The sequence below is a fragment of the Streptomyces sp. NPDC104814 genome, from assembly GCF_055583185.1.
On the sequence record NZ_JBVJOL010000004.1, the window covers coordinates 75,961 to 101,893 of the forward strand.

Sequence of the window (25,933 nt, forward strand, 5' to 3'; positions counted from 1 at the left end):
TCACCACCCCAGGACGTCGGCGAGGTAGGCGCGGGCCTTCTTGGCGTACTCGAGCGGGACGGCCTTGTTCGGATCCTGCTCCGCTTCGACGACCAGCCACCCCTGGTACTGCGCGTCGGCCAGCACTTCGAGGATGGGCCGGAAGTCGATCGCGCCCTCTCCGGGCACGGTGAAGACGCCCTGCTCGATGGCGTCCTGGAACGACAGGCCCTCCTCCCGCACCCGCTTCACGACCTCGGGCCGGACGCTCTTCAGGTGGACGTGGCCGATGCGGTGGGCGTGCGCCCGGGCCAGCTCCAGCGGATCGTCACCGGCGAAGGCCAGATGGCCGGTGTCGAGCAGCAGGTGGACCAGGCCGGGATCGGTCGACGCCAGCAGCCGGTCGATGTCGGCGCGGGTCATGACGCCGGTGCCCATGTGGTGGTGGTAGCTCAGTTTCATCCCGGCCGCGCCGGCGATCCTGCCGAGTTCGTTCAGACCCGACGTCAAGGCGTCCCACTGGGCGTGGGTGAAGACCGGGCGGTTGGCGAACACGTCCACGGGAAGCAGGTGCGAGGAGGCGCCGAACTCGGCGACGACCAGCTCGGTGCCGCCCAGCTCCTTGATGTGGGCCAGCGTCTCCTCGAAAGCGGCGATCGTCTTCTGCCGCATGTTGCCGATCGTGAAGTACGTGCTCGTCCAGGGCTCGGACACCCGCAGGCCGCGGATCTCCAGGGCCGCCCTGAGCTCGGCGGCGTCCGAGGGGTACTTGTGCCCGAGGCTGCAGCCCTGGAAGCCGGCGAGCGCCATCTCGCTCACGGCCTGACCGAAGGAGATACCGGCGTCGATGGTGGGGAAGTCGTCGTTCCACCACAGGGTGCAGCAGACGCCGAGCTGCACCTTGTCCGGGCTGAGCCGGTCGGCCAGCGCCGTCATCGTGCCACCCCTTTCAGATAGCGGTCGGCGATGCGGGGCGGCTGGGCCCAGGAGCCGTATCCGGGTGCCTTGGCACCGGGAGGATTGGCTCCGATGGCCCGCCACAGCAGTCCCTCCTGGTAGGAGGCGGCGGTGACCGTGGAGGTGCCTGCCGATGTGTGGGGTCCGTAGTGGTCGACCCACTCGGGCGGCAGTGCGTACCACATCCCGGCGTACCAGAGCTTGATCACCTGGCGGGCCACCGGGCCGAGCCGGTCGTCGCTGAGGATCCGGTGGCGCAGGGCCCGGTCGAACACGTCCCGGTCGAGCGGGGTGCGGGCACGCCGCCCGGCATCGTCGCCCGCGTCGGCCCGCGCGGCCCGGTGGGCTTCGAGGAGGGCGTTCACGACCTCGTCGCCGCAGGCGGTCCGCACCTTGGCCAGATATTTGTGGGCCATGCCGGTGCCCAGGAGATCGGTCTCCTCGAAGGCGGTGAGGTCGACCGACAGGGAGAGGAACTCCTTGAACGAGGGGGCGGTGGTCATCGCGTCACCGCCTGAACGGTCGCACCGGCGTCCGGTGAGGTCTGCGGATCGGACCCGTCCGCGGCCGGGATCTCGAAGGTGGGAGCGGCGTGCAGTCCGTCGCTGCCGGGCAGGGGGGTGCGCACCAGCCGGTTGAACCCGTCGCGCAGGCGGAACATCTCGCAGACAGCTTCCTGCAGGAGGCCCGGCTGCCCGTTGAAGGCCTTGGTGAGCAGGGCGAGGAACTCCCCGTAGCCCGCGTTGAAGTCCCGGGCGACACGGGCGAGTTCGGATCCCTCCGGGTAATCGGTCAGCCGGGCGCTCACCTTCACCTTGTACACATCGTCCCAGCAGATGCTCAGCTCGGGCCCCGTCGGCGCGTCGGGCTTGTCGCCCACCTGGTAGTAGCGCCCGAGCTGGAGCTGCCGGAACCGGTAGTAGTGGGCGAGCTCCCCGTCCGCGTCGTAGATCCCGGAGTCGAGGCCCTCCCCCTGGGCGGCGATGAAGCGCAGCGCCCGCTGTGCCGATTCCAGGTCGGTGACGACGATGATCTCTCCGCCGCCCGAGTAGAAGAACTCGGAGCCCACCTGCCGTGCCGGGTCCCCGCAGAAGAGCGCGGGGTCGTCGGCCGCGACCTTTTCGAGCCCTTCGATGATCTCCTCGTAGAACTCGCCGATGCTGTAGAAGCGCATGCCCTCGGTCGTGGGGCTGGCGACCAGCGGCGAGGACCTGCCGTCCGGTGCCGGTACCAGCCGTGAGCCGTCGCTGGGGGCCCGGCCGGGCCGCTCGATCTTGCAGAACGTCTCCACCGCCTCGGGGGAGAACGGCCGCAGGTCGACGGTGAAGTCGTCCTCCCCGTCGGGCAGCCGTGCCGGATACGACGGCACGAAGCCGGGGCAGGTCAGATCGGGTGTCCCGCCGATGGCGTTCAGGACGTTGGCGACGAGGGTCAGGTGCAGCATCTCCTCCACCGCGGCCACCCGGATGATGTGGGCGGCGTCGGAGTTGGTGGTGGAGCGTATGGAGTAGTACGCGGTCAGATACGTGGGGATGGTCGCGTGCTCGAGCGCCATCGCCGCGTTCAGGTAGCTGGTCAGGTCGTCGCGGTTGTCGATGGTCGACACGGTCATCGGGCCACCTCCCCGGAGGTCGGCGCCGGGTGGCGCCGGTCGAAGGCAACGTCGGTCGCAGCGGTGCCGGAGCCGAGCTGGGACAGCATGGCCCGGACGCTGCGCAGGCACAGGGCGGCGACGGTGAGCGTCACGTTCGACGTGCCCACGGTGGGCATGCTTCCGCCGCCGACCAGATAGAGGTTGTCGTGGTCCCAGCACCGCTGATCCGGGTCGACCACCGAGACCGACGGGTCGTCGCCCATCACATGGGTGCCGGCGAGGTGGTTGCCCCCGCGGATCTCGTACCCCACTCCGTCGTGGACGGCATAACCCCAGAAGTTCGGCTGGTACACGGTGTGGTCCTCGGCCCCGAGGCGGGCGAAGATGCGTTTCGACAGTTGCCGGGCGTACGCCACCCCGCGCATCGTGTACTCGGGGATGTCGTAGGTGAGGACGGGCCGCATGTTCCCCAGCCTGTCGGTGAAGTCGGGGCTCACGGTGACCCGGTTGCTCGGGTTGGCGGGGACCTCGACCATGAAGGCCAGCTGCAGCTGGCGGGACACATGGTCGACCAGCCCCTGGCGGAGGGACTCGCCGTAGCGGCCGCCGGAGTCCACCAGGCCGATCAGGTCGGTCATCGGCGCGCCCCGGGCCCAGCCCCAGCCGTCGTTGTGGATGTCGATGGTGAACGCCGCCTGGTGACTGCGGAAGCCGCCGCCGCGCAGGTCGGCGATGCCGCCCGTGCAGTTCGTGCCGCGGAAGGTGCCGGCCACCTCCGGCAGCAGGCCCCACGCCAGCAGATAGGCGTGGTCCATGAAGTTGCGCCCCATCATCCCGCTCGAACCGCGCAGGCCGGAGGCCAGCATCAGCCTGGGGTTCTCCACCGCGTTGGCGGCCAGGACGAACAGCCGGCCACGGGCTCGCATCGTGGTGAAGCCGGGGCTCTCGGGCCGGTCGTAGCGGCGGTACTCGATCTCGGTGACCCGGCCGGTGCGGTCGTCGGTGTGCACCTTGTAGGCCACCGCCTGCGCCACGAGGTCGACGCGGCCGCTCTGAAGGGCCAGGGCGAGGGTTTTGCCGGCGTTGTACTTGGCCTGCACCGGGCAGATGGGCACGCAGTTGTTGTTGCCCTGGCACCGCTCGCCGACCTCGACCTGGTAGGCGCTGACCGCCCCTCGGGGCACATAGCCCTTCCCGCCGTCGTAGGCCGGGTTGGGAATCCCGTTGCGGCCCTGCGGGAACGGCCGGACCCGCAGCTCCCGGCGCTCCCCGCCGAGTTCGACCGGCATCCCGTCGATGTCCCTGGCCACCATCCGGTCCAGGTAGGACAGGGGCAGCCCCTTCATGGGGAAGACGTAGTCCTCGTCGAAGGTGATCCCGAGGTAGGCCTGGTCCTCCACGTCGGCGGAGACACCGATCTCGCGTTCGGCCTCGTTGTAGTACGGGGCGAGGTCCTCGTAGCCGAGCGGCCAGTCCGCCCCCTGGCCGTAGAGCGTCCGCATCCGGAAGTCCTCGGGCAGCATCCTCAGGGTCTTGCCCTCCCAGTGCATGGTGGTGCCGCCGAGGACCCGCGTGTACGTGGTGTCGGTGGCGAAGGGCCCGGTCTGCACGAGGTAGGAGGAGGCGTCGGGCGCTCCCGGGGTGATGCGCCGTGCGTCGGTGCCACGCGGCATCGGAGCGTTGGGCACGGCCGGGTAGGGGGCCTGGTTGTCCTTGCCGATGGCCGAGTAGAAGCGGTCCAGGTAGCGCTCGTAGCCCCGGAGGGTGAGGTCTTCGGCCGGGCCCGCTTCGAGGATCAGCACTCTCTTGCCGGCGTCGCTCAGCCGCGAGGCGATCAGGGCGCCGGAGATGCCGCCGCCGACGATGACGGCGTCGTAGACGATCTCGGCCGCCGCCATGGGGTCGGTGCGCTGCGCCGCCCCCTCGGGGAACTTCGCGTACATGAGGCAGTCACCCCTCCTCTGCCTTCTCTGCTCCGTGAGCTTTCGAGCGGATCTGTGGAATCCGCTCGCGGTCGGCGCCCTGATCACGCGGATGGAAAGGCGTGGAAGCCGAGTACGTCCATGGGCTGCCGCCAGGAATACATGGAATTCCGACGCGAGCGAGCCGGACGGCCGGCGCGAGGAAGCGCGGATTGTTCAGTGAATTTCGATGATCGGGCGGCATGTGTGAGCGCTGCCGGTAATGCCTGACACGCAGACCACTGCCGCACCACAACCATACGCGGGAACCGTCAAGATCGCCGAACGAGAACAGCGATTCGGCCAGCTGTTTCCTGAGTGAACGTCATAAACTTCACTTGTAATGGGAGATGAGTACCGAAAGGCCTTGCGGCGCGATTGGGTGACCCGTCAACTTCCTGCATCTGAAGGAATCTTGGGGCCGTGTTGCGCTCTTCTCCGCCGGTGCTTTCATTGGAATTGAAGGGCAAACGTGCCGGTAGATATATGCGAGGCCGACGCCCTGGGCGCGGGCAGCGATATCGCCATCCGAAAACGACTCGCCGGCCTCCGCTCCACTGCGGCACTCGGCGTCCTTGCGGCGCCCCGCCCGTCCTGCGCAGCGCGGAGGGAACCTCATGTCCACCAAGGTCATCCGCCATCCGGCAGGCGCGGTACGGCCGCATGGCGCCCCGTGGTACACGCTGTACCCCCGACGGTGGTCGTCCCGGATCTCACGGTCGGCGGGCAGGAGATGGCGTAAGTTCAGGACCGAAAGGGAGGCGCGCAGGAGCATCGTCCCCAACCGCAGTTGGCGCTCCTGGAGGTTCACCCTCGGGCCCCTTTTGCGCGTATGGGCCCTGCTCTGGACGCTTCTGCTTTTCACCTGGGTGGGACTGGCGCTTTATGATTTCTACAGCAAGGGAGAGGAGCACAAAACCAAGCTCCACGAAGTGCTCGAGTCTCTGTGGTTCGATGCCGTCAACCACATCCTGGGCCCTGTACTGACGGGTTCCGTGCTGCTGGCGATCTTCCTTCTCTACTGGTACCACCAGACCAAGAAGCCGCTCGTCAAGAAGGCGCGCACACATCCACACGATCTCGTCCCCACAGCCGGAACCCTCGTCAACCGCATCGTCGGGCGCCGGGAACTGTCCCAGGTGATCGCCCAGACCCTCCGCAGCCGTAAATCGCGAAAGCCCTATCTTCTGGTCGGCGGCGTAGGGGTCGGCAAGACGGCCGTCTTGGTGGAACTCACTCGGATGCTGGCCGAGCAGTCCGCCGTTCCCGTGCCCATAAGTCTGCGCGACAGAAAAGACGACGGTGAACTCGACTTCGAGGAAATGGCACGGCGCCGCTTCGCGGAGGAAGCGGACCAAGGGGTGCTGGCCGGCAGCAACATCGACAAAACGTGGCGGCAGCTCAGGCTCGACGACAAGGCCGTCGTCATCGCCGACGGCCTTGAAGAGGCCCTCCTCGGCGAGAAGTACCAGGAGGACCGCGACAACATCATCCGGCGTGCGATCGAGCGCGCGGACCGCCAGAAGCTGCCCCTGGTCATCGCCTCCCGTCCGCACGCTCCGCTGGAGGGCACCCGGGCGGCGATCGCCAACCTGGAACCCCTGAGCGAGGAAGCGGCGCTGGAATACCTGATCCGGGAACACCGTGAGCTGGACGAGCGCCGGCTCGACTGGGTGGTGGAGACGGCTCAGGTCACGGATTCGCCGATCTACCTGCGGATCGCCCGTGTGCTCCAGCAGTACGGTCTGCTGGAGCATCTGACACTGCGCGAGGAAGGCGGCCGCCTGGACACCCGCAGCAACGACTGCTCCACGCTCAGGCTCGGGCTTCTGAACACCTACCGCCAGGCCATCGAGGACGGCCGCATCTTCGACAGACTGGTGATGGACCACAAGGAACGCCGGGAAACCCTGTGGGTCGTCTCGGCGCTGGCCTGCCTCGGGCTGTTCCAGGACAGTATCGAGGTGACGTTCGACGATTTCGTCAGTGCACACGTGGACGACCTTCTGTGTCGCCGGCAGTTTCCGGAAACGCACCCAGGGTCACCCGGCGATGCCGAGCAGCACGGGATCCGCCTCGTCGTTTCCGCGGCGCAACGCGACGCGATCTGGGAGGTGGTGGGCCGGAAGGTCGGCGGGTCGGCGCCCTGGCTCAACGCCCTGGACTATCCCGTCGAATGCCGTACCGAGTTGGCGAGATACACGGCCAACGGACAGCTCCTCGGGCTGGTGTACGGCTGCAAGAACAAGGTCCGCTTCCCGCACAGCATCCTTCAGGCATACCTGGGTTACCGCCTCCTGAGGGAAATGGACGACGAACAGATCAAGGCGGTCGTCGAACCGGCGCTGCGCAGCCCGGGCCCGTCCCGGGAACTGCTGATCGCTCTGGTACTGCTGTCACGTCACCCGGAAGGTCCTCCGGCCGCCCGGTCGGCCACCCCGAAGTACACGACTCGTCGTGCCGCTGGTGGGCAAGGCGCGCGATGCGGACTGTCCGAGCTGCTCAGCCGCGCCGCGGCGAACCGGCATGACGCGAAGTATTTCGACCTGTACGCCGCGGCCCTGGAAATCGACTGCGTCCATCCGGACCCGCGGCAGGACGAGTTCGCCCGGATTCTTGAGGAACAGTGGGCCGTCCTCGACATCCGAGGCGATCAGCGCACCATCCAGGACGCGAAACTGCGGTTGGTGCGGCGCTTCGGTGCCGCGCTGCGGGAACGGGACCGGCGCGGCAAGGGCTGTGACGCTCTGCCCTACAAGCGTCTCTTCCGCATCGGTACGCATGAGCCCTCTCGCTCCGTCCGGCTCGCGATCGCCCATCAGATAGCCGCCGGTGGCGATGCGGCTTTCCAGGGTCTGCGCTCGGAATTCCCGCTCGGAACCGATCCGATGTCGCAGTACCTGGAAAAGACCCATGAGGTCAAACAGAAGCTCGACGACGACTACAGTGCGTGGCTCGACGAAGTGGACGCGGACCCCGTCACCGACCCGGACACGACGGAGACAAGGCAGCACAAGCACGACCGGATCGTCGAGGAGTACGAGCAGTGCCGCACCATCTGGTGGCGTCACTTCGCCCTCCGGGCCTGGCTCGTCCCCATGATCGTCGGATCCGTCTCGGAAAAGTACCGTGACGAGGCGAAGGAGCGGCTGGGTCTCTGGCTGGACAATCTGATGGTCCCGGCCGGCCGGCAGAGCCCGCCCATGCCGCTCTCTTTGGAGATCGCACTGGCCCAGGGCTTCAAGAACGCGGCGAACCGCAGGAGACGGCACCCGGACGCCTACGAGGAGACCCGGGCCTACCTGGTGAAGCAGGCCGAGAACATGCTCACCCGCAGCCGCTACTGGTACGCGCAGCTGACGCTGATCCAGGCACTGTGTCTGTGGGAGCTTCCCGACACCCTGGGACACGCCGCCGGGTCAGGCGCGGCGAACGAGCACGGCGGCCGGTCCACGCCGGCGACGACCGGCCACCCGGCGAACGGCGAGGTGGCGTCGGAGGGTGCCATGGAGCCCATGAGGTCGGTCACCCGATGGCTCGCGATGGCGGGCAGTGCACACCGGGCCGCGGCTCCCGTCGGCGTCACGTACGAGCGCCGTGCCGAACACGTCCTCCATCCGTTCGTCGCCGAAGCCGGCGATCTGGTGACCCTGGCCCTGGAAACGGGGCACCCCGAGCGGTTCATCTGGATCGACGAGAACGAAGCCACCGACAACGTCGGTTCCACCCCGGCCGATCCGGAGCGCTACCGGAAGCACAACCTCTGGATCGCCCCGTCCGTCGGGTGGAGTGTCCTGCACCCGCGAGCCCAGCGTCTTCTCGCCGACGTACTGGTGATGCTCAATCTCACCGAGGGCAACGGGACCCCGGACGACATCGAGGAGCGTCTGAAACGCGCGAACCGGAACGACCTTCCGTACTGCCTCACCCATGACCGCAGCCGGCTGCACCCGGAGCGCAGCGTCGGCCGGGCCGAGAGGGACGAATCCCGCACCACCTGCGTGTCCCCGTGCGAGTTCCGTCTGTGCCCCTACCCGCCGCAGGCCGGAAGCGCACAGTCGGAGATGGCGGAGCTGTTCTGCCGCCAGCAACAGGCTCTCCTGCACAGCCGCTTCCGCTGGCACCTGCCGGCCGTCAGCCGGCACACCGCACCCTGGGTGTCGATCCCGGTCCGGGAGTTGGACGCCTTCTGGGAGGAGATGGCGAACCGGAACCGCAAGACGACCGACGAGGACGAGCACTTCCTCTGAGATTTCCTCTGAGATTTTTCCTCTGAGGTTTCCTCTGAGATTTCCTCTGCGATCGATGTCCGGGCTTCGTCTCCGGCGGCATCGATCACGGTCCTCGCCGTCGGGACGGCGCCGCGTTCCGCCGCCCGGCGGCTTCGTTGCACCGGGCAACCTTCGACCGCACGGGGCGTTCCACGTGACCTCGGCGCCCGCAAGGTCGATACTGCCGACATCAGGACATACAGCCAGACCGGGGCCGCCGTGGACCATCAAGATCATTGATCCGGCCACGTGCCTGCCTGACCTGGAAGAATGTAGGCCAGGGGCCCACCTGTCCATCGCTTCAGGAGGTACCCATGAAGATGCTGATCAACGTTCCCGAGACCGTCGTCACCGATGCGCTGAAGGGGATCGCGGCCGCCCATCCGGAACTGACCGTCGATGTCGAGAACCGGGTGATCGTACGGCGGGACGCCCCCGTGGCGGGCAAGGTCGGGCTGATCTCCGGCGGGGGCTCGGGGCACGAGCCGCTGCACGGCGGGTTCGTCGGCCCGGGCATGCTGTCGGCGGCCTGTCCGGGTGAGGTGTTCACCTCGCCCGTGCCCGACCAGATGCTGCGCGCCGCGGCCGCCGTGGACAGCGGCGCCGGGGTGCTGTTCATCGTCAAGAACTACACCGGTGACGTCCTCAACTTCGACATGGCGGCCGAAATGGCCGAGGACGAGGGCATCCAGGTGGCAAAGGTGCTGGTCAACGATGATGTGGCGGTCACCGACAGCCTCTACACGGCCGGGCGCCGCGGCACCGGGGCGACGCTGTTCGTGGAGAAGATCGCCGGGGCCGCAGCCGACGAGGGACAGCCGCTGGAGCGCGTCGAGGCGGTCGCACGCCAGGTCAACGAGAACGCGCGCAGCTTCGGCGTGGCCCTGAGCGCCTGCACGACCCCCGCCAAGGGCAGCCCGACGTTCGATCTCCCGGCCGGCGAGCTGGAGTTGGGCATCGGTATCCACGGCGAGCCGGGGCGCGAGCGACGGGCGATGATGACCTCCGGGGAGATCGCGGACTTCTCGGTCAACGCCATCCTCGACGACATGAGCCCGCGCAACCCCGTCCTGGTGCTGGTCAACGGCATGGGCGCGACGCCGCTGCTGGAGCTGTACGGCTTCAACGCCGAGGTGCAGCGGGTACTCGCCGCGCGGGGCGTCGCCGTCGCCCGCACCCTGGTCGGCAACTACGTGACCTCGCTCGACATGGCGGGCGCCTCGGTGACCCTGTGCCAGATCGACGAGGAACTGCTGCGGCTGTGGGACGCGCCGGTGAGCACGCCGGGGCTGCGCTGGGGCATGTGACACGGTGATCAGCAGGTGCGCGACACCCCTGGCCACACCTCTACCACGCAAGGAGATCACGTGCTCGACGCCGACTTCTTCCGCCGCTGGCTGACGGCGGCCGCCGCGTCCGTGAACCGTGAGGCCGAGCATCTCACCGCGCTCGACTCGGCCATCGGGGACGCCGACCACGGCACCAACATGCAGCGCGGGCTCACCGCGGTGACCGCCGCGCTGCAGGAGGAGTCGCCCGACACGCCCGGCGCGGTGCTGATGCTGGCGGCGAAGCAGCTGATCTCGAAGGTCGGCGGGGCCTCGGGACCGCTCTACGGCACCCTGCTGCGCCGTACCGGCAAGACGCTCGGTGACGCCGCCGAGGTCAGCGAGGAGCAGTTCGCGCAGGCGCTGCGCGCCGGGGTGGACGCGGTCATGGCGCTGGGCGGTGCGGCGCCCGGCGACAAGACCATGATCGACGCTCTCCTCCCGGCGCTCGACGCGCTCGGCGACGGGTTCGCCGCGGCACGGACCGCCGCCGAGCAGGGCGCGGAGGCCACCACGCCGTTGCAGGCCCGCAAGGGCCGGGCCAGCTATCTCGGCGAGCGCAGCATCGGACACCAGGATCCGGGGGCGACGTCGTCGGCCCTGCTGATCGCGGCTCTCGCGGAGGCGCACGGTGAGTGACGACAAGCTGGTCGGGATCGTCCTGGTGTCCCACAGCGCGGACGTGGCGGAGTCGGTGGCCAAGCTGGCGAAGTCGCTGTCGGGGGGCGGCTCGGCGGTGCCGGTCGCCCCGGCCGGTGGCACCGAGGGCGGCGGGCTGGGCACCAGCGCCGAACTCATCGCCGCCGCGGCCGCCTCGGTGGACCGCGGGGCCGGGGTCGCTCTCCTCACCGACCTGGGCAGCGCCGTGCTGACCGTGAAGGCGCTGCTCGCGGAGGGCGACGAACTGCCCGAGGGCTCCCGCCTGGTGGACGCGCCGTTCGTCGAGGGCGCGGTCGCCGCGGTCGTCACGGCGGCGACGGGCGCCGACCTGGACGCGGTGGAGGCGGCCGCGAAGGAGGCGTACGACTACCGGAAGGTGTGAGCCCCGGCGGCCAGCGGATTCCGGCGGGCGCGGTGCGCCGGAATCCGTCCCCGTCGGGGCCGCCCCATGGAGTCCTTGAAGACCATGTAGGTGACTCCGGACGGGGTGCCGCCGCCGTGCGGGTCGGCGCGGATGCCCAGCGCCCGCGCGGTGGCGTAGGAGGCCTCGCCGATGATGTCACTCGGGCCGATGTCGCCGACGACGGCGTACCGGACGCGGGCCGTGGTGGACGACGGCGGCGACCGAGCGGCCGCGCACCCGGTCCCTGCGGTGATCCCACCGGGCGCTCGGCGCGGGCACGACGATGTAGGGCAGCGTCTCGGCGCTCGGGTAGCCCCCGTCGGCCCGGGCGAAGGCGGTGGCCTCGGCGAAGAGCGGATCGCTGTCGCCGTTGCAGCGCGGGGTGGGCCGCCCGTCGCAGTCGTTGTCCAGGTCGGCGGTCCAGATGACGGCCTCGCGGGTGCCGCACACGGGGACGGTGGCGGGTGCGTCGTCGTCGGTGCGGTAGCGGCCGCGCGAGACGGTTGTGCAGGAGCGGGCCGGGGCGAGCAGTTCGGCGGCGCGTACGGCGCCCTGCGGCCGGGCGGACACGAGCGCCTGGGGACCCGCGGCCGGCGGCCGTGGTGCGGCGGCCGACGGCAGGCCGGGGCCACCAGGAGGAGCCCGGCCGCGGCCGGCGTCATCGAGGGGACACGCACGACGGTGGACCTTCTCGTGGGGGACGGTGACGGTCACTCAGCCAATCTGGGGCGGGTGTGCCGTCCCGGCCACCCGGCGGGCCGTACGGTGCAGGGTCCTGACGGGCCGCCAGGTGCCGGGACGCCGGGCCTGCGTCGGCTCCGGCCTCCCGGCCGCCCGGGTCCGGCGCGGGAACAGCGACGACAGCGGTCCGCGCCGTGCGGCACGAACTCGCCGGTTCTCCGGGCGAGTTCGGCCAAGGCGAGCCTCAGCATACGTAACGGCCACGCGGACAACGACGCCCGGCTCGGCCGACCCACACCCTGAGGCCGTCACCCCTCTTGATGAGTCCGCGTCACCGATGCCATGGTGAGCGCATTGGTCCGGACCTTTACCGGACCGCTCGACGACCGAGACGGGAGGCACGTCGTGCGACGCGTGGTGCGGTACACGGTGCTCCTGCTGCTCGTCGCGTCCTGCGCACCGGCGGGCGCGGACGACACCGACAGCGGTGCGCTGCCCGGCGCCCCGGCCGGGGTGACGGCGGCCGCGGGCAGTGCGACCAGTGTGCACGTCATGTGGAACGCCGTCTCCGCGGCCGACGGCGTGCGCGGCTACGAGGTGTACCGCGACCGTGCCAAGGTGGCGGACGTGCCGGCCGGCGAGCACATGGTGGACGTCGTCCGGCTGCGGCCGGCCACCAGGTACGTCTTCTCGGTGCGCGCCCGCGACCGGGCCGGCCGGCTCGGGCCGCCGAGCCGGGAGGTCGCGGCGACGACCCCGGCCGCCACGGCGGCGGACCGCTCGGCCCCGACCCGGCCGGGCCGGCTGACCGGCCGGAGTGCCGGGAGCACGGCGGTCCAGCTGTCGTGGACGGCCGCCCACGACGACCGGAAGGTGCTGTCGTACGACGTCTACCAGGGCGGTGTGAAGATCCACAGCGTGGGCGGGGCACAGACGGCGACGGTCGTGACCGGGCTGCGGCCGGGCACCCGGTACGTCTTCACCGTGCGGGCGCGGGACGCGGCCGACAACCTCTCGCCCGCCGCCGGTCCGCTCCCGCTCACCACGGCCCCCGGCACGGACGACGGCCGCGACACCGCGCCCGCCGCGTTCCGCGCCACGAGCCACGAGGCGGGCGGCGCCTACTACCTGGACCTGTCCTGGGTCCCACCGCGGACGGACGGCACGGTCGGTGAGTACCAGGTGCAGCTCGACGGGCGGACGGCGACCTCCCTGGTGTGGGGCGCCGACGCACCCCGGGACCGGGCGAGCTACAGCTTCTACGCCGGCGGCGAGCCCGGGGTGCCTCACCGGCTGCGGCTGCGGGCGCGGCTGCCCGACGGCAGCTGGGGCGGCTGGTCGGCGGAGCGCACGGTGACGACCGGCGCGGGCCGGTGACCGGATGACCGGAAGGCTGACGACCGGCGCCGCCCCGCGACCCGCCGGCGGACGACCGGCGCGGACCTGGTGACCCGCGGGCCGACCTGGGCCGTCGGTGGGAATCCGTCACCTGCCCGGGTGCCGTCCGCGTGCGCGGGCGCGCCGGGGGACGTTGGCTGCCCCTGAGGCAGCACGGGCGTTCCCGATCCTCGGCGGCGCAAGGGATGTTCCGCCAACCGTGCCGCCGCCGGAGGACACCCCATGCGCTACTCCCCCTGCTTCGGACGCCACGGCATGGCCGTGGCGGCCGCCGCCGCCCTGCCCCTCGCCCTCGTCGCCGCGGGGCCGGCCACCGCCCGGGGCTCGGGCATCTCCGTGAGCACGACCGGGTCCACCGTGTCCGTGGTGACCAGCGCCTGCACCCAGATCAACGGCAGCTGGGGCACGGCGGCGCTGCTCAACAGCAGCCAGGCGAACTTCGCCCAGGGCCGCCAGGTGGCGCTCTCGGGGACCGGCGTCAGCCAGTCCGCCGCCTGGTCGAACGTCACTCCGGGCACCTACACGGTCATCGTGATGTGCGCGAACAACACCACCGCCGGCACCCAGTCGGTGATCGTCTCCACGCCCGTCGCGCCCACCTTCCGCCCCACGCCCTCGTCCTCGCCCTCACGCGGGGTGATGGGTGGCCTCGGCGGCGCGGCCCGCGACTACGGCCCGGTCACGATGGGCGTGGGTGCGGCCCTGGTGGGCGGCGGTGTCATCGGGGCGGCGTGGTTCCTGCGCCGCCGCTCGAAGCCGCATCGCCTGTGACGGAAGCATCCCCTGTGACGGAGGCGTCGCCGGTGGCGGAAGCACGGTCCGTGCCCGACGCCCCGTCCGCCCCCGGCGCCCCGTCCGCCCCCGGCGCCCCGTCCGCCCCCGGCGCCCCGTCCGCCCCCGGCGCCCCGTCCGCCCCCGGCGCGTCGTCCGCGCCTGGCTCGCCGGCCGCGCCCAGGGCGGCGAACTCCTCCAGCGCGTGCGTGAGCCAGCGCGTCCAGAAGGTCTCCAGATCGATCCCGGCCCGCAGCACGAGGTGCCGCAGCCGGTCCTGAACCCCGTCCTTGCCGGGCGGGAAGTCGCGCTGCTCGATCTCCAGGTACTCCGCCAACTGCCGCTCGTGCAGCTCCAGATGGCGCCGCAGGTCGTCCTCCAGGCCGGCGGTGCCGACCACGGCGGCGGCGCGCAGCCGCAGCAGCATGACGTCGCGCATCGGCCTCGGGTCCTGTGCCGCCGCCGTCCAGCGCCGCAGCTCGGCGCGGCCCGCGGGCAGGACCTCGTAGGCCTTCTTCTGCCCGCGGGCCGGCTGTTCGGACGGCAGCGCGCGGATGTAGCCCTCGGACTCCAGGCGTCCCAGCTCGCGGTAGATCTGCTGGTGTGTCGCGGACCAGAAGTAGCCGATCGACCTGTCGAAGCGGCGGGTCAGCTCCAGTCCGGAGGACGGCTTCTCCAGCAGGGCGGTGAGGATCGCGTGCGGCAGGGACATGGGTTCATCCTAGGGACGCGTCGCGTGCCTACAGGGCGGCGGCGACCTCCGTGCCCTGCTTGATGGCCCGCTTGGCGTCCAGTTCGGCGGCGACGTCGGCGCCACCGATCAAGTGCGCCTTGCGGCCGGCCGCCACCAGCGCGTCGTACAGGTCTCGGCGCGGCTCCTGGCCGGTGCACAGCACGATGGTGTCGACCTCGAGCACCGTGCTCTCGCCATCGACGGTCACATGCAGCCCGGCGTCGTCGATCCGGTCGTAGGTCACGCCCGGCACCATGGTGACGCCGCGGTGCTTGAGCTCGGTGCGGTGGATCCAGCCGGTGGTCTTGCCGAGGCCGGCGCCGACCTTGCTGGTCTTGCGCTGGAGCAGGTGGACCTGGCGGGGCGGGGCCGGCCGCTCGGGCGCGGCGAGGCCGCCGGGGGCCCGGTAGTCCAGGTCGACGCCCCAGTGGCGGAAGTACGTCGCCGGGTCCTCGCTCGCCCGGTCGCCGCTGTCGGTGAGGTATTCGGCGACGTCGAAGCCGATGCCGCCCGCGCCGAGGATCGCGACCCGGTCGCCGACGGACGCGCCGCCCTGGAGCACGTCGAGGTAGCCGACGACGCGGGGGTGGTCCACGCCGGGGATGTCCGGGGTGCGCGGGGTGACTCCGGTGGCGACGACGACCTCGTCGTAGTCCGCGAGGTCGTCGGCGTCCACCCGGGTGCCGAGGCGTACGTCCACGCCGTGGGCGTCGAGCTGGTGGCGGAAGTAGCGCAGCGTCTCGTCGAACTCCTGCTTGCCGGGGACCTTGCGGGCCACGTTGAGCTGGCCGCCGATCTCCCCGGCGGCGTCGAAGAGGGTGACGGTGTGGCCGCGTTCGGCGGCGGACACCGCGCAGGCCAGGCCCGCGGGGCCGGCGCCGACGACCGCGACGCGCTTGGCCAGCCGGGTCGGGGCCAGCACCAGCTCGGTCTCGTGGCAGGCGCGCGGGTTGACCAGACACGAGGTGATCAGCCCGCTGAAGGTGTGGTCGAGGCAGGCCTGGTTGCAGCCGATGCAGGTGTTGATGGCCGCGGAACGGTCCTCGGCGGCCTTCTTGACGAACTCCGGGTCGGCGAGCATCGGGCGGGCCACGGAGACCATGTCGGCGATGCCGTCGGCGAGCAACTGCTCGGCGAGTTCGGGGGTGTTGATGCGGTTGGTGGTGATGAGCGGGATCGACACCTCGCCCATGAGCTTCTTGGTGACGAAGGTGTAGGCGCCGCGCGGCACGGAGGTCGCGATGGTGGGGATGCGGGCCTCGTGCCAGCCGATGCCGGTGTTGATGATCGTGGCGCCGGCCGCCTCGACGGCCTTGGCGAGGGTGATCACCTCGTCCAGGGTGGAGCCACCGGGGACGAGGTCCAGCATGGAGAGCCGGTAGATGACGATGAAGTCCTCGCCGACGGCCTCGCGCACCCGGCGCACGATCTCGACGGGAAAGCGCATCCGGTTCTCGTAGGAGCCGCCCCAGCGGTCGGTGCGCCGGTTGGTCTGGGCGGCGATGAACTCGTTGATGAGGTAGCCCTCGGAGCCCATGATCTCGACGCCGTCGTAGCCGGCCTGCCGGGCCAGCTTCGCCGTGCGGGCGTAGTCGTCGATGGTGCGCTCGACGTCGGCGTCGGTCAGCTCACGCGGCGGGAACGGGCTGATGGGGGCCTGGAGGGGGCTCGGGGCGACCAGGTCGCGGTGGTAGGCGTAGCGGCCGAAGTGCAGGATCTGCAGGGCGATCTTCCCGCCCTCGCGGTGCACGGCCTCGGTGACCTGGCGGTGCTGGTCGGCCTCGGCGTCGGTGGTGAGCCTGGCGCCGCCCTCGTAGGGGCGTCCCTCGTCGTTGGGGGCGATGCCGCCGGTGACGATCAGGCCCACTCCGCCGCGGGCGCGCTCGGCGTAGAAGGCCGCCATGCGTTCGAAGCCCCGCTCGGCCTCCTCCAGGCCGACGTGCATCGAGCCCATCAGGACGCGGTTGGGCAGCGTGGTGAAACCCAGGTCGAGCGGGCTCAGCAGGTGGGGGTAACGGCTCATCGGGCCCTCCGTGCGCGGTGTCTTGCGCACTGTTCTAGAGGACCCGGGAGCCTTTATGCAACTAGTTGCACAACGAGGTGGCCGGTATCACCCGCCCGTCGTCGGCCGGCCGTCGACCTGCCGTGTCACCTGCGCTCCAGCCGCAGGTGCATCTCCCGCTCCTGATCGCCCGAGGCGTGGCTCAGGTCCTGCACGGTGAACAGGTCGTCGAGCGTCTTGCGGAAGCGGTCGATCGCCCAGTAGCCGCCCTGGACGTCCGCCGTGACGCTGCCCTGCAGCGGAGCGGGGTGCACCGTCTTCTCGGCCCCCTCGTGGGCGTCGTCGACGTCGAAGGTGCCGAGCCACACCATCGGACGGACCTCCGACAACTGCTGCGGCACGTCCTCGTGGCACCGGTCGGACTCGAAATACCCGCAGAGCGCGTCGAAGACGATCCCTGCGTCCTCCTTGGTGCAGTCACTGATCTCCAGGGAGACCGAGTGCGGGTGTGCCTTCTCGTTGTCCATGTGCTGGTGCATGCACTGCTCCTTCCATGACCGCGCTGCGGCAGTGCGGGTTCCCCGCGACACCGCTCCCCCACACCCAAGAAAAGCACCGGCCGCCGGTGCGGGCCACCAAAGAGGCCACCGGCGGCCGGAGCGGGTCCGGGGACCCGGCCACCCGTACGGGCGGCGGGTGCGGGGACTCAGCCGCGCACCAGGCGGTAGGTCTTGCTGTCGGTCAGGACGCAGAAGCCGGGCGAGACGACGATGACGCGCAGGGTGCCGGTGCGCCGGTCGTAGTCGACACCCTCGGCCTCGAAGGTGCCGGAGCAGGCGCTGCGCAGCGGCAGCTGGCGCACGGCGCTGACCTGGCCGTTCACATCGGCGGTGCCGTTCGGCGCGGCGGACAGGTCGATCTGCAGCAGCGGCTTCGTCACGCCGAACAGGGTGCCGTCGGGGTCGTCGGAGGCGCACAGCAGCCGGGTCGAGGTGACGAAGTCGCAGCCCTGGACGTCCCGCACGGGGCGGTCGAGGTTCACCGTCGCGGCCTGGGGCAGGTTCGCCGACGGCGAGGTGGCCGGGTTGACGCCGGGCGTGGGCAGGACGAGCAGCCGGGTCATCGTGCCCCACTCCCCGGTGAGCATCCACTGGCCGTCCGGGCTGATCGCCACCCAGGAGTTGTTCAGGGCCTCGCCCGGGCTCAGCGTGTGGACGTACTCCGACCAGCCGCCGCCCGGTGCCCGCACCCGGAACATCTTCGCGTCGCCGGAGTCCCGCTGGTACGGCTCGACGTAGTGGCCGTCGTAGGAGGCGTCGGGGTCGCCCACATGGTTCCAGCCGCGACTGGAGACGCTCAGCGGGATCGTGCCGATGCCGGTGTAGCGGTTGGGGCTGCCGGCCGGGACCTCGATCGAGGCGAGCCCCTGGCTCTCGGTGAGCGGGTCGGCGCGGTCGGAGCCGACCTCGTTCCAGGTGTCCGCGGCCGTGGCGTGCGGGGCGCCGCAGAGCACGAAGGCGAGGGCCACCAGGCCGGTGAGGGCGGTGCGACAGCGTTGCCGGACGGTGCGTGGGGGCATGGGCCGACTCCTCGGTCAGGGGGTGGTCGGGCACAGTCTGGCGCCGCCTGATAGTCATGTACAGACCAAAACATGAACGGATGCCGTCCGCCCGGCGACGCCGCGACCGTGCGGAGGCGCGCCGCGCCCGCCGGGACGTTTCCGGTCGTGTTGGGGGATGGTGGAGGTGAGGGAGGAAGGCTTAGGAGAAAGGGTTGTGCGCGGTACAACATGGGGAGTCGGCACCGGGAACGCGTGCCGCAGGGACGGGCGGAGGCGGTACCTGGATGACGTCAGCCAGATCTCCCGTGACCGACGGCGATGAGCCGCCGGGCGGGCCCGTGCGGCCCAGCGGCCTCCTCGACGTGCTGAGCGTCGCCTCCGTGGTGCTGGACACACAGGGGCGGGTGGTGCTGTGGAGCCCGCAGGCCGAGGAGCTGTTCGGGTACTCCGCGCAGGAGGCGCTCGGCCGGTACGCGGCCCACATCATGGTGCACGAGCAGCACCTCGACCTCGTCGTGAAGCTGTTCGCGGACGTCATGGAGACCGGGCAGAGCTGGGCCGGCGCCTTCCCCGTCCGGCGCAAGGACGGCACCACGCGCCTGGTGGAGTTCCGCAACATGCGGCTGCTGGACGACCGGGGCGACGTGTACGCGCTCGGCCTGTGCGCCGACCGGTCCACCGTGCGCCGCCTGGAGCGGGACGTGGCGCTGTCGACGCGCATGGTCACCCAGTCGCCGATCGGCCTCGCCGTGCTGGACACCGACCTGCGGTTCGTGTCCGTCAACCCGGCGCTGGAGCGCATCAACGGGCTGCCCGCCGAGCAGCACCTGGGCCGCCGGCTGCGCGAGGTGCTGCCGGACCTGGACGCGGACGCCCTGGAGGCTGCGGCGCGGCGGGTGCTGGCGTCGGGACTTCCGGTGGTCGACCAGGCGATCGTGGGCCGCACCCCCGCCGACCCGGGCGAGGACCACGCCTGGACGATCTCGCTGTACCGCCTGGAGGACGCCGTCGACAACGTGCTCGGCGTGGCCGCGTCCGTCGTGGACATCACCGACCAGTACCAGGCGAGCGTGGAGGCGGAGGCCGCCCGCCGCAGACTGGCCGTGATCGCCGACGCCTCCGCCCGGATCGGTACGACGCTGGAGCTGGAGCGCACCGCGCACGAACTGGCCGACGTGGCCGTGCCGGAGCTCGCCGACATCGCCGCCGTGGACCTCCTGGAGGCGGTCGTGGAGGGCCGGCGCAGCAGCCTGGGCCCGGCGGAGGCGGCGGTGATCCGGGCGCTCGCCGTGCAGGCGCGAGACGCCCCGGAGGCGCTGCGGGCGGCCGACCCGCCGGGACAGATCGCCCGGTACGGCCCGGACCGGCTGGTCACCGAGTGCGTGCGCACCGGCCGGCCGGTCATGATGGCCCATGTGCGGCCGGAGAACCTGCCGCGCATCGCCCGCTCCGCCGAGGCGGCCCAACTGCTGGAGACCGCCGGCGTGCACTCCTATCTCGCCGTGCCGCTCATCGCGCGCGGCGAGGTGCTCGGCGCGCTCGATCTGAAGCGCACCCGCAACCCGCTCCCCTTCAGCCGGGACGACCTGCTGCTGGCCCGCGAACTGGCGGCCCGTGCCGCCGTGCAGATCGACAACGCCCGCTGGTACCAGAGCGCCCGCAACACCGCCCTGACCCTGCAGCGCAGCCTGCTGCCCAGCCATCCGCGGCTCACCGGCGGCCTGGAGGTCGCCTCCCGCTACCAGCCGGCGGGCGCCACGACCGAGGTCGGCGGCGACTGGTTCGACGTGATCCCGCTGGAGCACGGCAAGACGGCGCTGGTGGTGGGCGACGTGATGGGCAGCGGCATCAACGCCGCCGCCACCATGGGCCGGCTGCGCACCGCGACCAACACCCTCGCCTCCCTCGACCTCGACCCGGCACTGCTCCTGGAGCACCTCGACAAGATCACCTCCGGGCTGGACGAGGCCATCGCGACCTGTGTGTACGCCGTGCACGACCCACGGCTCGGCCAGTTCCGGATCGCCAACGCCGGGCACCTGCCACCGGCCCGGGTGCGCGCCGGACGGGCGCCCGAGCTGCTCGACCTGCCGACCGGCGCACCGCTCGGCGTGGGCGGGGTCGCCTTCTCCACCACGACCGTCGAGGTGTGCCCCGGAGACCAGCTGGTGTTCTACACCGACGGTCTGGTGGAGACCCGCCGGCACTCCCTGGACGAGCGTCTCGCCGCCCTGCTCACTCTGCTGGACGGCCCGGAACGGCCGCTGGAGGAGGTCTGCGACCTGCTGCTGCGCACGCTGCACCACCCCGACAACCACGACGACGTGGCCCTGCTCATCGCACGGGTCCGGCAGGAGGGCTGATTCACAGGCAGCCGTTACCCCGTCCTTACCGGGCCCCTCGGACAATCACAGGAAGGGGTGCCGTGACGCCGGCCGAGGAGAGTGAACGCGATGCAGGAACCGGACCAGGGGAACACGCGGGAGCGTGAGTCCGCGCGAGAGCTGTGGCGACGCCGGTCGGCGCGCGGCCGCACGGTGATCGCGGCGACCGCCGTCGCGGTGCTGGCACTGGGCGGGACCGTCGCCTACGCCGCCACCTCGGGCGACTCTCCGACGCCGCCCGGGGCCTCCGGGTCGTCGTCACCGTCGCCGGGAGGACCGGACGGGCGGCACGAGCGGGGCGGCCCCTGGTTCGGCTTCGGCGAGGCCGTGCACGGCGAGGCCACCGTGAAGGATCCCGACACCGGCAAGTGGGTGGTACGGATCTGGCAGCGCGGCACCGTCGAGTCGGTCTCCGGTGACCAGACCACCGTCAAGAGCGCGGACGGTACGTCCTGGACCTGGACGGTGGGCTCGGACGCCGCCGTGCGCGGCGGAGCACCGAAGAAGGGTGACACGGTCCTCCTGGTCGGCACCCGGGGCACCGACGGCAAGCGCACGGCGATCCGCGCCCTGACCGGCGACTTCACCGACCGGGGCCCGGGCCACCACCGCGACGGCTTCCGGGGCCACCGCTGGGACGACGAGCGCTCGCCGAGCGCGTCCGGCAGCGGAGCCACCACCTGACACCGACCGGCCCGCAGGAGGAAACCGCCCGGCAGCGGAGGAGAAAACGCCCGGCGGCCCGGGGAGAAAGCCGCGCGGCAGGCCGGAAGGCGGAGGCGCCCGACAGGCCCGGAAAGGGAAGCCTCCCCGGCAGACCCGGAAAGGGAAGCCATCCGGCACGTCCGGAAGACGAAGCCGGCCGGCACGGCCGCAAGAGGAAGCCCCCCAGGCCGGGCACCTTCTCCCCCGGGACGGCCCGGCCGGCTTCAGTCCGCCGGGCGGGTCCCGATGACCACGTGGGCGTAGCCCTCCTCGGCCACCGCCAGTCGCGGGACGAGCCCGGCGCGCCCGAACGCCCCGACAGCGGCGGGCGCCTGGTGCTCGCTCGTCTCCACCAGCAGACAACCGCCCGGGGCCAGCCACCGCGGCGCTCCCTCGGCGACGCGCCGCAGCACGTCCAGGCCGTCCGCGCCGCCGTCCAGCGCGGTCAGCGGCTCGTGGTCGCGGGCCTCGGGCGGCAGCAGGCCGACCTCGGCGGTGGGGACGTACGGCACGTTGGCGGCGAGGATGCCGACCCGGCCGCGCAGGCGGTCCGGCAGCGCCGCGAACAGATCGCCGCGGTGGACGTGGCCGCCGTAGGGGGCGATGTTGCGCCCGGCGCAGCGCACCGCGGCCGGGTCGATGTCGGCGGCGTGCAGTTCGACGCCGTGCAACGCGGCGGCCAGGGCGGCGCCGACCGCGCCGGAGCCGCAGCACAGGTCGACCACGACCGAGGCGTACGGGAGCCGGGCGAGCGCCTGGTCGACGAGGAACTCGGTGCGGCGGCGCGGGACGAACACGCCAGGCTCGACGGTGATGCGCAGGCCGTGGAACTCGGCCCAGCCGAGCACGAGTTCGAGCGGGAGCCCGGCGACACGGCGCTCCACCATGGCGGCGGCCTCGTCGTCGCCGCGGGCGGTGTCCAGGATCAGCCGCGCCTCGTCCTCGGCGAAGACACAGCCGGCGGAGCGCAGTCGGGCGACGACGGAAGGGAAGGAGACGGAGGGGGAGGATGTGGGCATGGAAGCCGAGGGCCTTTCGGTAGCCGAAGGGCGCTCTCCTGGGTCACCTGTCGCCGGCGGTCCGCGCGCGGCGAGGGAAGAGCACCCGACCTGTCCTTGCGGTGATGGGTCCCACCTCCCTGGGTGACGCACGGCTGGGGCGGTCCGCAGCCGGACCGCCACACTACCCCAGCGCCGCCCCCGGTGATCACACTCCGACGGTCTCCTCGACCTCTTCCTCCGCCGCCTCCTCCTGCGCCGCCTCTGCCTCCGGCTGCGGTGCGGGCGCGGGCGCCTTGGGGCGCTCGTGGAGGGCCGCCACGCCGGTCACCGCGAGACCGGCCAGCAGCCAGGCCGCCAGGGTCCACAGGGTGCGGCCGAGGCCGTCCTGGCCGAAGTACAGCAGGCTGCGGGCGCCCTCGACGAAGCCGGCGCCGTTCCAGAAGGCGTGCAGGGAGCCGAAGAAGCCGTTCTGCAGCTCGGGCCGGAACAACCCGCCGGAGCTGGTGAAGTTGAGCATCACGAACAGCACCATCATCGCGAGTGTGGTCCACCGCTTGAGGAAGGTGTGCAGACCGACGCCGATGAAGAGGATGCCCGCGGAGTACAGCCACGCCATGCCGAAGATCCCGGCGAGGTCGTGGTGGGCGAGGTGGAAGACCGGACCGGCGAGCAGCGTGCCGATGCCGCCGACGACGGCCGAGACGCCGAGCGCCAGCAGGGCGCGTACCCGCATCGCCAGCGCGCCGCCGGCGGCGCCGATCGCGGCGACGGAGGCGTAGGAGCCGATGGAGACGGCGATGAGCAGGAAGAACAGGCCCTGCCCTGTGGGGTCGTCGGAGACCGGCCGGGCCACGTCGGTGACCTTCAGCGGGGCGCCCTGCTTCTCGGCGACGGGGGTGAAGACCTTCTCGACGGCGGTGGCGCCCATGTCGGAGGCGGCGGTGGCGACGACCAGTTCGGGGCTGCCCGCGCCCGGCACATAGGCGCCGGTGATGTCGCGGTGCTTCAGCAGGTCGACGGCGGCGTCCCGGGAAGCGACCGTGCGGACGTCGAGCTTGTCGCCGGCGGCGTCCTTGACGGACTGTGCGAGCACCTTGGCCTCGGGTCCGGCGCCGACGACGGCGACCGGGAGGTGGTGCGGCGCCGGGGTGACGAACGCGCCCATGTATGCGAGCCCCATGCCCAGGCACATCAGCAGCGGGGTGATCAGGTGCGTGAGCACATGGCGCACGGCGGGCGACCTCATCGCTCACTCCTCCAATGGTTGGCTTATACAACTCTCACTACAAGTTGTACTATACAACCAGAACCCCGGAGGAGGGCAAGTGAACGCAGCCGATGCCGTCGAGACCATCCAGCGCGAGATGACGATCTTCGCGCGCCGCGCCCGCGCGTCGGCCGGGCGCATGCACCCGGAGCTGTCGCTGGTCTCCTACACGCTGCTCGGGCACCTGGAGGAGCGCGGCGGCTGCCGCGCCACCGACCTGGCGGCGCACTACGCCCTGGACAAGTCGACGGTCAGCCGCCAGGTCGCGGCGCTGGAGCGGGCCGGCCTCATCGAGCGGCGGCTGGACCCGGAGGACCACCGTGTCCAGGTCCTGCATCTGACCGAGGCCGGCCGCAGCATCCTCGCCCAGGTCACGGACAGCCGCCGGGCCGCCTTCCGCGAGCGCCTCGCCCACTGGCCCGAGGAGGACCTGGCCCGCTTCGCCGACTACCTCGTGCGCTACAACGCCTGGGCGCCGGCGCAGGACAAGGACGCCTGAGGCGCCCTCCCGGCTACCCCACCGGCACGGCCCGCCCCTCCCCCAGCGCCTGCGGCACCCTCGCCTCCAGGAACGCGGTCCGGCGGCGCAGCCGGAAGCCCAGCGACTCGTACAGCCGGATCGCGTTGGTGTTCCCGGCTCCGGTGTGCAGGAACGGGCTCTCCCCGCGCGCCCGGATGCCGTGCGCGACGGCGCGGACCAGCCGGGCCGCCAGGCCCTGGCCGCGGAAGTCCGGGTCGGTGCAGACGGCGCTGATCTCGGTCCAGCCCGGCGGGTGCAGCCGCTCCCCCGCCATGGCGACCAGCGCCCCGCCGCGCCGGATGCCCAGATAGGTGCCGAGTTCGATGGTCCGGGGCAGGAAGGGGCCGGGGCGGGTGCGCGCGACCAGGTCCAGCATCTCGGGAACGTCGGCGGGGGTGAGCCGTACCGCCTCCGGGTCGGGTGCGGCGGCGAGCCCGTCGTCCACCAGCTGGACCCCCTCGATACGGAAGGTGACCTCCCAGTCGTCCGGGACAGGGCCGGTGTAGCCGGCCAGCGGCACCCCGGCGCCAGGACCGGCGAGCGCGGCGACGTCCGCCCAGTCTTGCGCGTCCGGGTCGTCGGGCAGCGCCAGCCACGGCGACACGTCGACCGGGTAGCGCAGCACCCGGCCGCGCCGCTCGGCGAAGGGAGCGTGCGGCCCGGTCAGCGAGGCGAGAGCCGGGTTGTCGAGGACGTGCGGGGCGCTCATGCGGTCACCTCGATCACCGTCTTGCCGCGGGCGTGCCCCTCTTCGACGAGGCGCAGCGCCTCACCGGCCCGCTCCAGCGGGAACACCGCCGTGACGAGCGGGTCGAGGTCGCCGCTCGCCACCAGCTCGGCCACCGCCTCCAGGACGGCGCTGTCCCGCACCCTGGCCACGCGGGAGCCGCCGAGTCGCTCGGCCTCGTCCGGGGGCGCCGCGGCCGTGACCAGCCGGGCGCCGCCGGTGCGCAGCCGCGCCGCCTCGGCGAACACCTCGCCGCCGACCAGGTCGTAGATCCCGCCAATGCCGCCGGGCGCCGCAGCGCGCGCCCGTTCGGTCCAGCCCGGGCCCGAGGCCACGTGGACCGCTCCGAGCGACTCGACGAGGTCCTTCTTGCTCTCGCTCGCCACCCCCACCACCCTCAGCCCGAGGGCGCGGGCGATCTGCGCGAGCGCCACTCCGACCCCGCCGCCCGCACCGGTGACCAGCACGGTCGCGCCGGGTGCCAGGCCGAGCTGCCGTACCCCGTCATAGGCGGTCGCCGCGGCGACGGGCAGAGTAGCCGCGGCGGCGAAGGTCACCCCGGCCGGCTTGCGGGCGATCAGATCGACCGACAGCAGCGCGTACTGCGACCACCCGCCGACGACCGGGCGGCCGAAGACCTCGTCGCCGGGCGCGAAGCCGTCGGCGCCCGCCCCGGTCTCCTCCACGACGCCGGCCACCTCGTTGCCGAAGTACGCCGGGAAGTCCCGCTCGCCGCTGTCGCCGGGGCGCCGCAAGCCGTTGCGCAGCTTGAAGTCCACCGGGTTCACGCCGGCCGCCCGCACCGCGATCAGGACCTGACCGGGCCCGGGCCGGGGACGGTCCACGTCGACCAGCGCCTCGGTCTCCGGGCCGCCGTACCGCGTGAAGACGTACGCCTTGGGCATGGGCTCCTCACTCTCCTTCGCTGTTCACCGGCGGCAAGCGAGGGATGCGCGGCCGTATTCCCCGGCCTGCGGGAAGTTCATACGGCCGCAACGATCGCCGGGGACGGCGAGGCCGGAGCACGCTC

21 protein-coding genes and 1 pseudogene are annotated in these 25,933 nt (G+C 71.7%); 9 read left to right on the forward strand and 13 right to left on the reverse strand.

Features of this window, described 5'->3' with window-relative positions:
• The 4 genes from iolE to ACZ64A_RS16200 are packed head-to-tail and all read right to left on the reverse strand — an operon-like array spanning position 1 to position 4,473.
• On the reverse strand, positions 1-915 hold the full coding sequence (gene iolE, locus ACZ64A_RS16185; RefSeq protein ID WP_469810926.1) for a myo-inosose-2 dehydratase: 915 nt from the start codon (positions 913-915) through the stop codon (positions 1-3).
• Positions 912-1,439 (reverse strand): hypothetical protein, encoded by a 528-nt coding sequence (locus ACZ64A_RS16190; RefSeq protein WP_469810927.1) that lies wholly within the window; start codon positions 1,437-1,439, stop codon positions 912-914. The genes iolE and ACZ64A_RS16190 overlap by 4 nt, the downstream gene beginning before the upstream one ends.
• Positions 1,436-2,548, reverse strand: a complete 1,113-nt coding sequence (locus tag ACZ64A_RS16195) for a ferritin-like domain-containing protein (protein WP_469810928.1) — start codon at positions 2,546-2,548, stop codon at positions 1,436-1,438. Before ACZ64A_RS16195 ends, ACZ64A_RS16190 begins: the two co-directional genes overlap by 4 nt.
• On the reverse strand, positions 2,545-4,473 hold the full coding sequence (locus ACZ64A_RS16200) for a GMC family oxidoreductase (protein ID WP_469810929.1): 1,929 nt from the start codon (positions 4,471-4,473) through the stop codon (positions 2,545-2,547). Before ACZ64A_RS16200 ends, ACZ64A_RS16195 begins: the two co-directional genes overlap by 4 nt.
• A gap of 635 nt (positions 4,474-5,108) precedes the next feature.
• Here ACZ64A_RS16200 and ACZ64A_RS16205 point away from each other — a divergent pair.
• The 4 genes from ACZ64A_RS16205 to ACZ64A_RS16220 all read left to right on the forward strand — a co-directional run bounded on the left by ACZ64A_RS16205 (position 5,109) and on the right by ACZ64A_RS16220 (position 11,132).
• Complete coding sequence (locus tag ACZ64A_RS16205; RefSeq protein WP_469810930.1) at positions 5,109-8,741, forward strand: ATP-binding protein; 3,633 nt, start codon at positions 5,109-5,111, stop codon at positions 8,739-8,741.
• A 335-nt stretch (positions 8,742-9,076) separates the two neighbouring features.
• Positions 9,077-10,069, forward strand: coding sequence for a dihydroxyacetone kinase subunit DhaK (gene dhaK, locus ACZ64A_RS16210; protein ID WP_469810931.1), 993 nt, complete (start codon positions 9,077-9,079; stop codon positions 10,067-10,069).
• A gap of 60 nt (positions 10,070-10,129) precedes the next feature.
• Positions 10,130-10,729 carry a dihydroxyacetone kinase subunit DhaL gene (gene dhaL, locus ACZ64A_RS16215; protein ID WP_469810932.1) on the forward strand — a complete coding sequence of 200 codons (600 nt, stop codon included), beginning with the start codon at positions 10,130-10,132 and terminating at the stop codon, positions 10,727-10,729.
• Complete coding sequence (locus ACZ64A_RS16220; RefSeq protein ID WP_469810933.1) at positions 10,722-11,132, forward strand: PTS-dependent dihydroxyacetone kinase phosphotransferase subunit DhaM; 411 nt, start codon at positions 10,722-10,724, stop codon at positions 11,130-11,132. Before dhaL ends, ACZ64A_RS16220 begins: the two co-directional genes overlap by 8 nt.
• 177 nt (positions 11,133-11,309) lie before the next feature.
• Here the strand turns inward: ACZ64A_RS16220 and ACZ64A_RS16225 are convergent, their stop codons facing one another.
• Positions 11,310-11,723: a hypothetical protein gene (locus ACZ64A_RS16225; RefSeq protein WP_469810934.1), complete on the reverse strand. Its 414-nt coding sequence runs from the start codon at positions 11,721-11,723 to the stop codon at positions 11,310-11,312.
• 516 nt (positions 11,724-12,239) lie between these two features.
• Between ACZ64A_RS16225 and ACZ64A_RS16230 the strand changes: the two genes are divergently transcribed.
• Both ACZ64A_RS16230 and ACZ64A_RS16235 read left to right on the forward strand, forming a co-directional pair.
• Entirely contained in the window at positions 12,240-13,211 is a 972-nt protein-coding gene (locus tag ACZ64A_RS16230) for a fibronectin type III domain-containing protein (protein ID WP_469810935.1), read from the forward strand.
• A gap of 243 nt (positions 13,212-13,454) precedes the next feature.
• Positions 13,455-14,003 (forward strand): hypothetical protein, encoded by a 549-nt coding sequence (locus ACZ64A_RS16235; RefSeq protein ID WP_469810936.1) that lies wholly within the window; start codon positions 13,455-13,457, stop codon positions 14,001-14,003.
• A gap of 181 nt (positions 14,004-14,184) precedes the next feature.
• Here ACZ64A_RS16235 and ACZ64A_RS16240 read toward each other — a convergent pair.
• From ACZ64A_RS16240 to ACZ64A_RS16255, 4 genes and pseudogenes are all read right to left on the reverse strand, one after another.
• Positions 14,185-14,715: pseudogene (locus ACZ64A_RS16240) on the reverse strand (PadR family transcriptional regulator); the annotation flags it as partial.
• Positions 14,716-14,743: 28 nt separating this feature from the next.
• Positions 14,744-16,759: an NADPH-dependent 2,4-dienoyl-CoA reductase gene (locus ACZ64A_RS16245; RefSeq protein ID WP_469810937.1), complete on the reverse strand. Its 2,016-nt coding sequence runs from the start codon at positions 16,757-16,759 to the stop codon at positions 14,744-14,746.
• Positions 16,760-16,884: 125 nt separating this feature from the next.
• On the reverse strand, positions 16,885-17,265 hold the full coding sequence (locus ACZ64A_RS16250) for a hypothetical protein (protein ID WP_469811371.1): 381 nt from the start codon (positions 17,263-17,265) through the stop codon (positions 16,885-16,887).
• A gap of 179 nt (positions 17,266-17,444) precedes the next feature.
• Positions 17,445-18,317 (reverse strand): hypothetical protein, encoded by an 873-nt coding sequence (locus ACZ64A_RS16255; RefSeq protein ID WP_469810938.1) that lies wholly within the window; start codon positions 18,315-18,317, stop codon positions 17,445-17,447.
• Between the two features lie 266 nt (positions 18,318-18,583).
• Here ACZ64A_RS16255 and ACZ64A_RS16260 point away from each other — a divergent pair, with 266 nt between their 5' ends.
• Complete coding sequence (locus ACZ64A_RS16260) at positions 18,584-20,662, forward strand: SpoIIE family protein phosphatase (protein WP_469810939.1); 2,079 nt, start codon at positions 18,584-18,586, stop codon at positions 20,660-20,662.
• Positions 20,663-20,752: 90 nt separating this feature from the next.
• On the forward strand, positions 20,753-21,367 hold the full coding sequence (locus tag ACZ64A_RS16265) for a hypothetical protein (protein ID WP_469810941.1): 615 nt from the start codon (positions 20,753-20,755) through the stop codon (positions 21,365-21,367).
• A gap of 245 nt (positions 21,368-21,612) precedes the next feature.
• Here ACZ64A_RS16265 and ACZ64A_RS16270 read toward each other — a convergent pair whose 3' ends face one another.
• Positions 21,613-22,407, reverse strand: a complete 795-nt coding sequence (locus tag ACZ64A_RS16270; protein WP_469810942.1) for a putative protein N(5)-glutamine methyltransferase — start codon at positions 22,405-22,407, stop codon at positions 21,613-21,615.
• Positions 22,408-22,594: 187 nt separating this feature from the next.
• On the reverse strand, positions 22,595-23,635 hold the full coding sequence (locus ACZ64A_RS16275; protein ID WP_469810943.1) for an ABC-2 transporter permease: 1,041 nt from the start codon (positions 23,633-23,635) through the stop codon (positions 22,595-22,597).
• Between the two features lie 79 nt (positions 23,636-23,714).
• Here ACZ64A_RS16275 and ACZ64A_RS16280 point away from each other — a divergent pair, with 79 nt between their 5' ends.
• Positions 23,715-24,155, forward strand: a complete 441-nt coding sequence (locus tag ACZ64A_RS16280; protein WP_469810945.1) for a MarR family winged helix-turn-helix transcriptional regulator — start codon at positions 23,715-23,717, stop codon at positions 24,153-24,155.
• 13 nt (positions 24,156-24,168) lie between these two features.
• Here ACZ64A_RS16280 and ACZ64A_RS16285 read toward each other — a convergent pair whose 3' ends face one another.
• Positions 24,169-24,885, reverse strand: a complete 717-nt coding sequence (locus tag ACZ64A_RS16285) for a GNAT family N-acetyltransferase (RefSeq protein ID WP_469810946.1) — start codon at positions 24,883-24,885, stop codon at positions 24,169-24,171.
• A complete protein-coding gene (locus tag ACZ64A_RS16290) occupies positions 24,882-25,808 on the reverse strand; it encodes an NADP-dependent oxidoreductase (protein WP_469810947.1) in 927 nt (308 codons plus the stop codon). The genes ACZ64A_RS16285 and ACZ64A_RS16290 overlap by 4 nt, the downstream gene beginning before the upstream one ends.
• Positions 25,809-25,933 lie beyond the last annotated feature (125 nt).

Coding starts and splice junctions, on each gene's coding strand:
- iolE (WP_469810926.1), bottom strand. CDS start 915: ATGACGGCGCTGGCCGACCGGCTCAGCCCGGACAAGGTGCAGCTCGGC.
- ACZ64A_RS16190 (WP_469810927.1), bottom strand. CDS start 1,439: ATGACCACCGCCCCCTCGTTCAAGGAGTTCCTCTCCCTGTCGGTCGAC.
- ACZ64A_RS16195 (WP_469810928.1), bottom strand. CDS start 2,548: ATGACCGTGTCGACCATCGACAACCGCGACGACCTGACCAGCTACCTG.
- ACZ64A_RS16200 (WP_469810929.1), bottom strand. CDS start 4,473: ATGTACGCGAAGTTCCCCGAGGGGGCGGCGCAGCGCACCGACCCCATG.
- ACZ64A_RS16205 (WP_469810930.1), top strand. CDS start 5,109: ATGTCCACCAAGGTCATCCGCCATCCGGCAGGCGCGGTACGGCCGCAT.
- dhaK (WP_469810931.1), top strand. CDS start 9,077: ATGAAGATGCTGATCAACGTTCCCGAGACCGTCGTCACCGATGCGCTG.
- ACZ64A_RS16235 (WP_469810936.1), top strand. CDS start 13,455: ATGCGCTACTCCCCCTGCTTCGGACGCCACGGCATGGCCGTGGCGGCC.
- ACZ64A_RS16245 (WP_469810937.1), bottom strand. CDS start 16,759: ATGAGCCGTTACCCCCACCTGCTGAGCCCGCTCGACCTGGGTTTCACC.
- ACZ64A_RS16250 (WP_469811371.1), bottom strand. CDS start 17,265: ATGGACAACGAGAAGGCACACCCGCACTCGGTCTCCCTGGAGATCAGT.
- ACZ64A_RS16255 (WP_469810938.1), bottom strand. CDS start 18,317: ATGCCCCCACGCACCGTCCGGCAACGCTGTCGCACCGCCCTCACCGGC.
- ACZ64A_RS16260 (WP_469810939.1), top strand. CDS start 18,584: ATGACGTCAGCCAGATCTCCCGTGACCGACGGCGATGAGCCGCCGGGC.
- ACZ64A_RS16265 (WP_469810941.1), top strand. CDS start 20,753: ATGCAGGAACCGGACCAGGGGAACACGCGGGAGCGTGAGTCCGCGCGA.
- ACZ64A_RS16270 (WP_469810942.1), bottom strand. CDS start 22,407: ATGCCCACATCCTCCCCCTCCGTCTCCTTCCCTTCCGTCGTCGCCCGA.
- ACZ64A_RS16275 (WP_469810943.1), bottom strand. CDS start 23,635: ATGAGGTCGCCCGCCGTGCGCCATGTGCTCACGCACCTGATCACCCCG.
- ACZ64A_RS16285 (WP_469810946.1), bottom strand. CDS start 24,885: ATGAGCGCCCCGCACGTCCTCGACAACCCGGCTCTCGCCTCGCTGACC.
- ACZ64A_RS16290 (WP_469810947.1), bottom strand. CDS start 25,808: ATGCCCAAGGCGTACGTCTTCACGCGGTACGGCGGCCCGGAGACCGAG.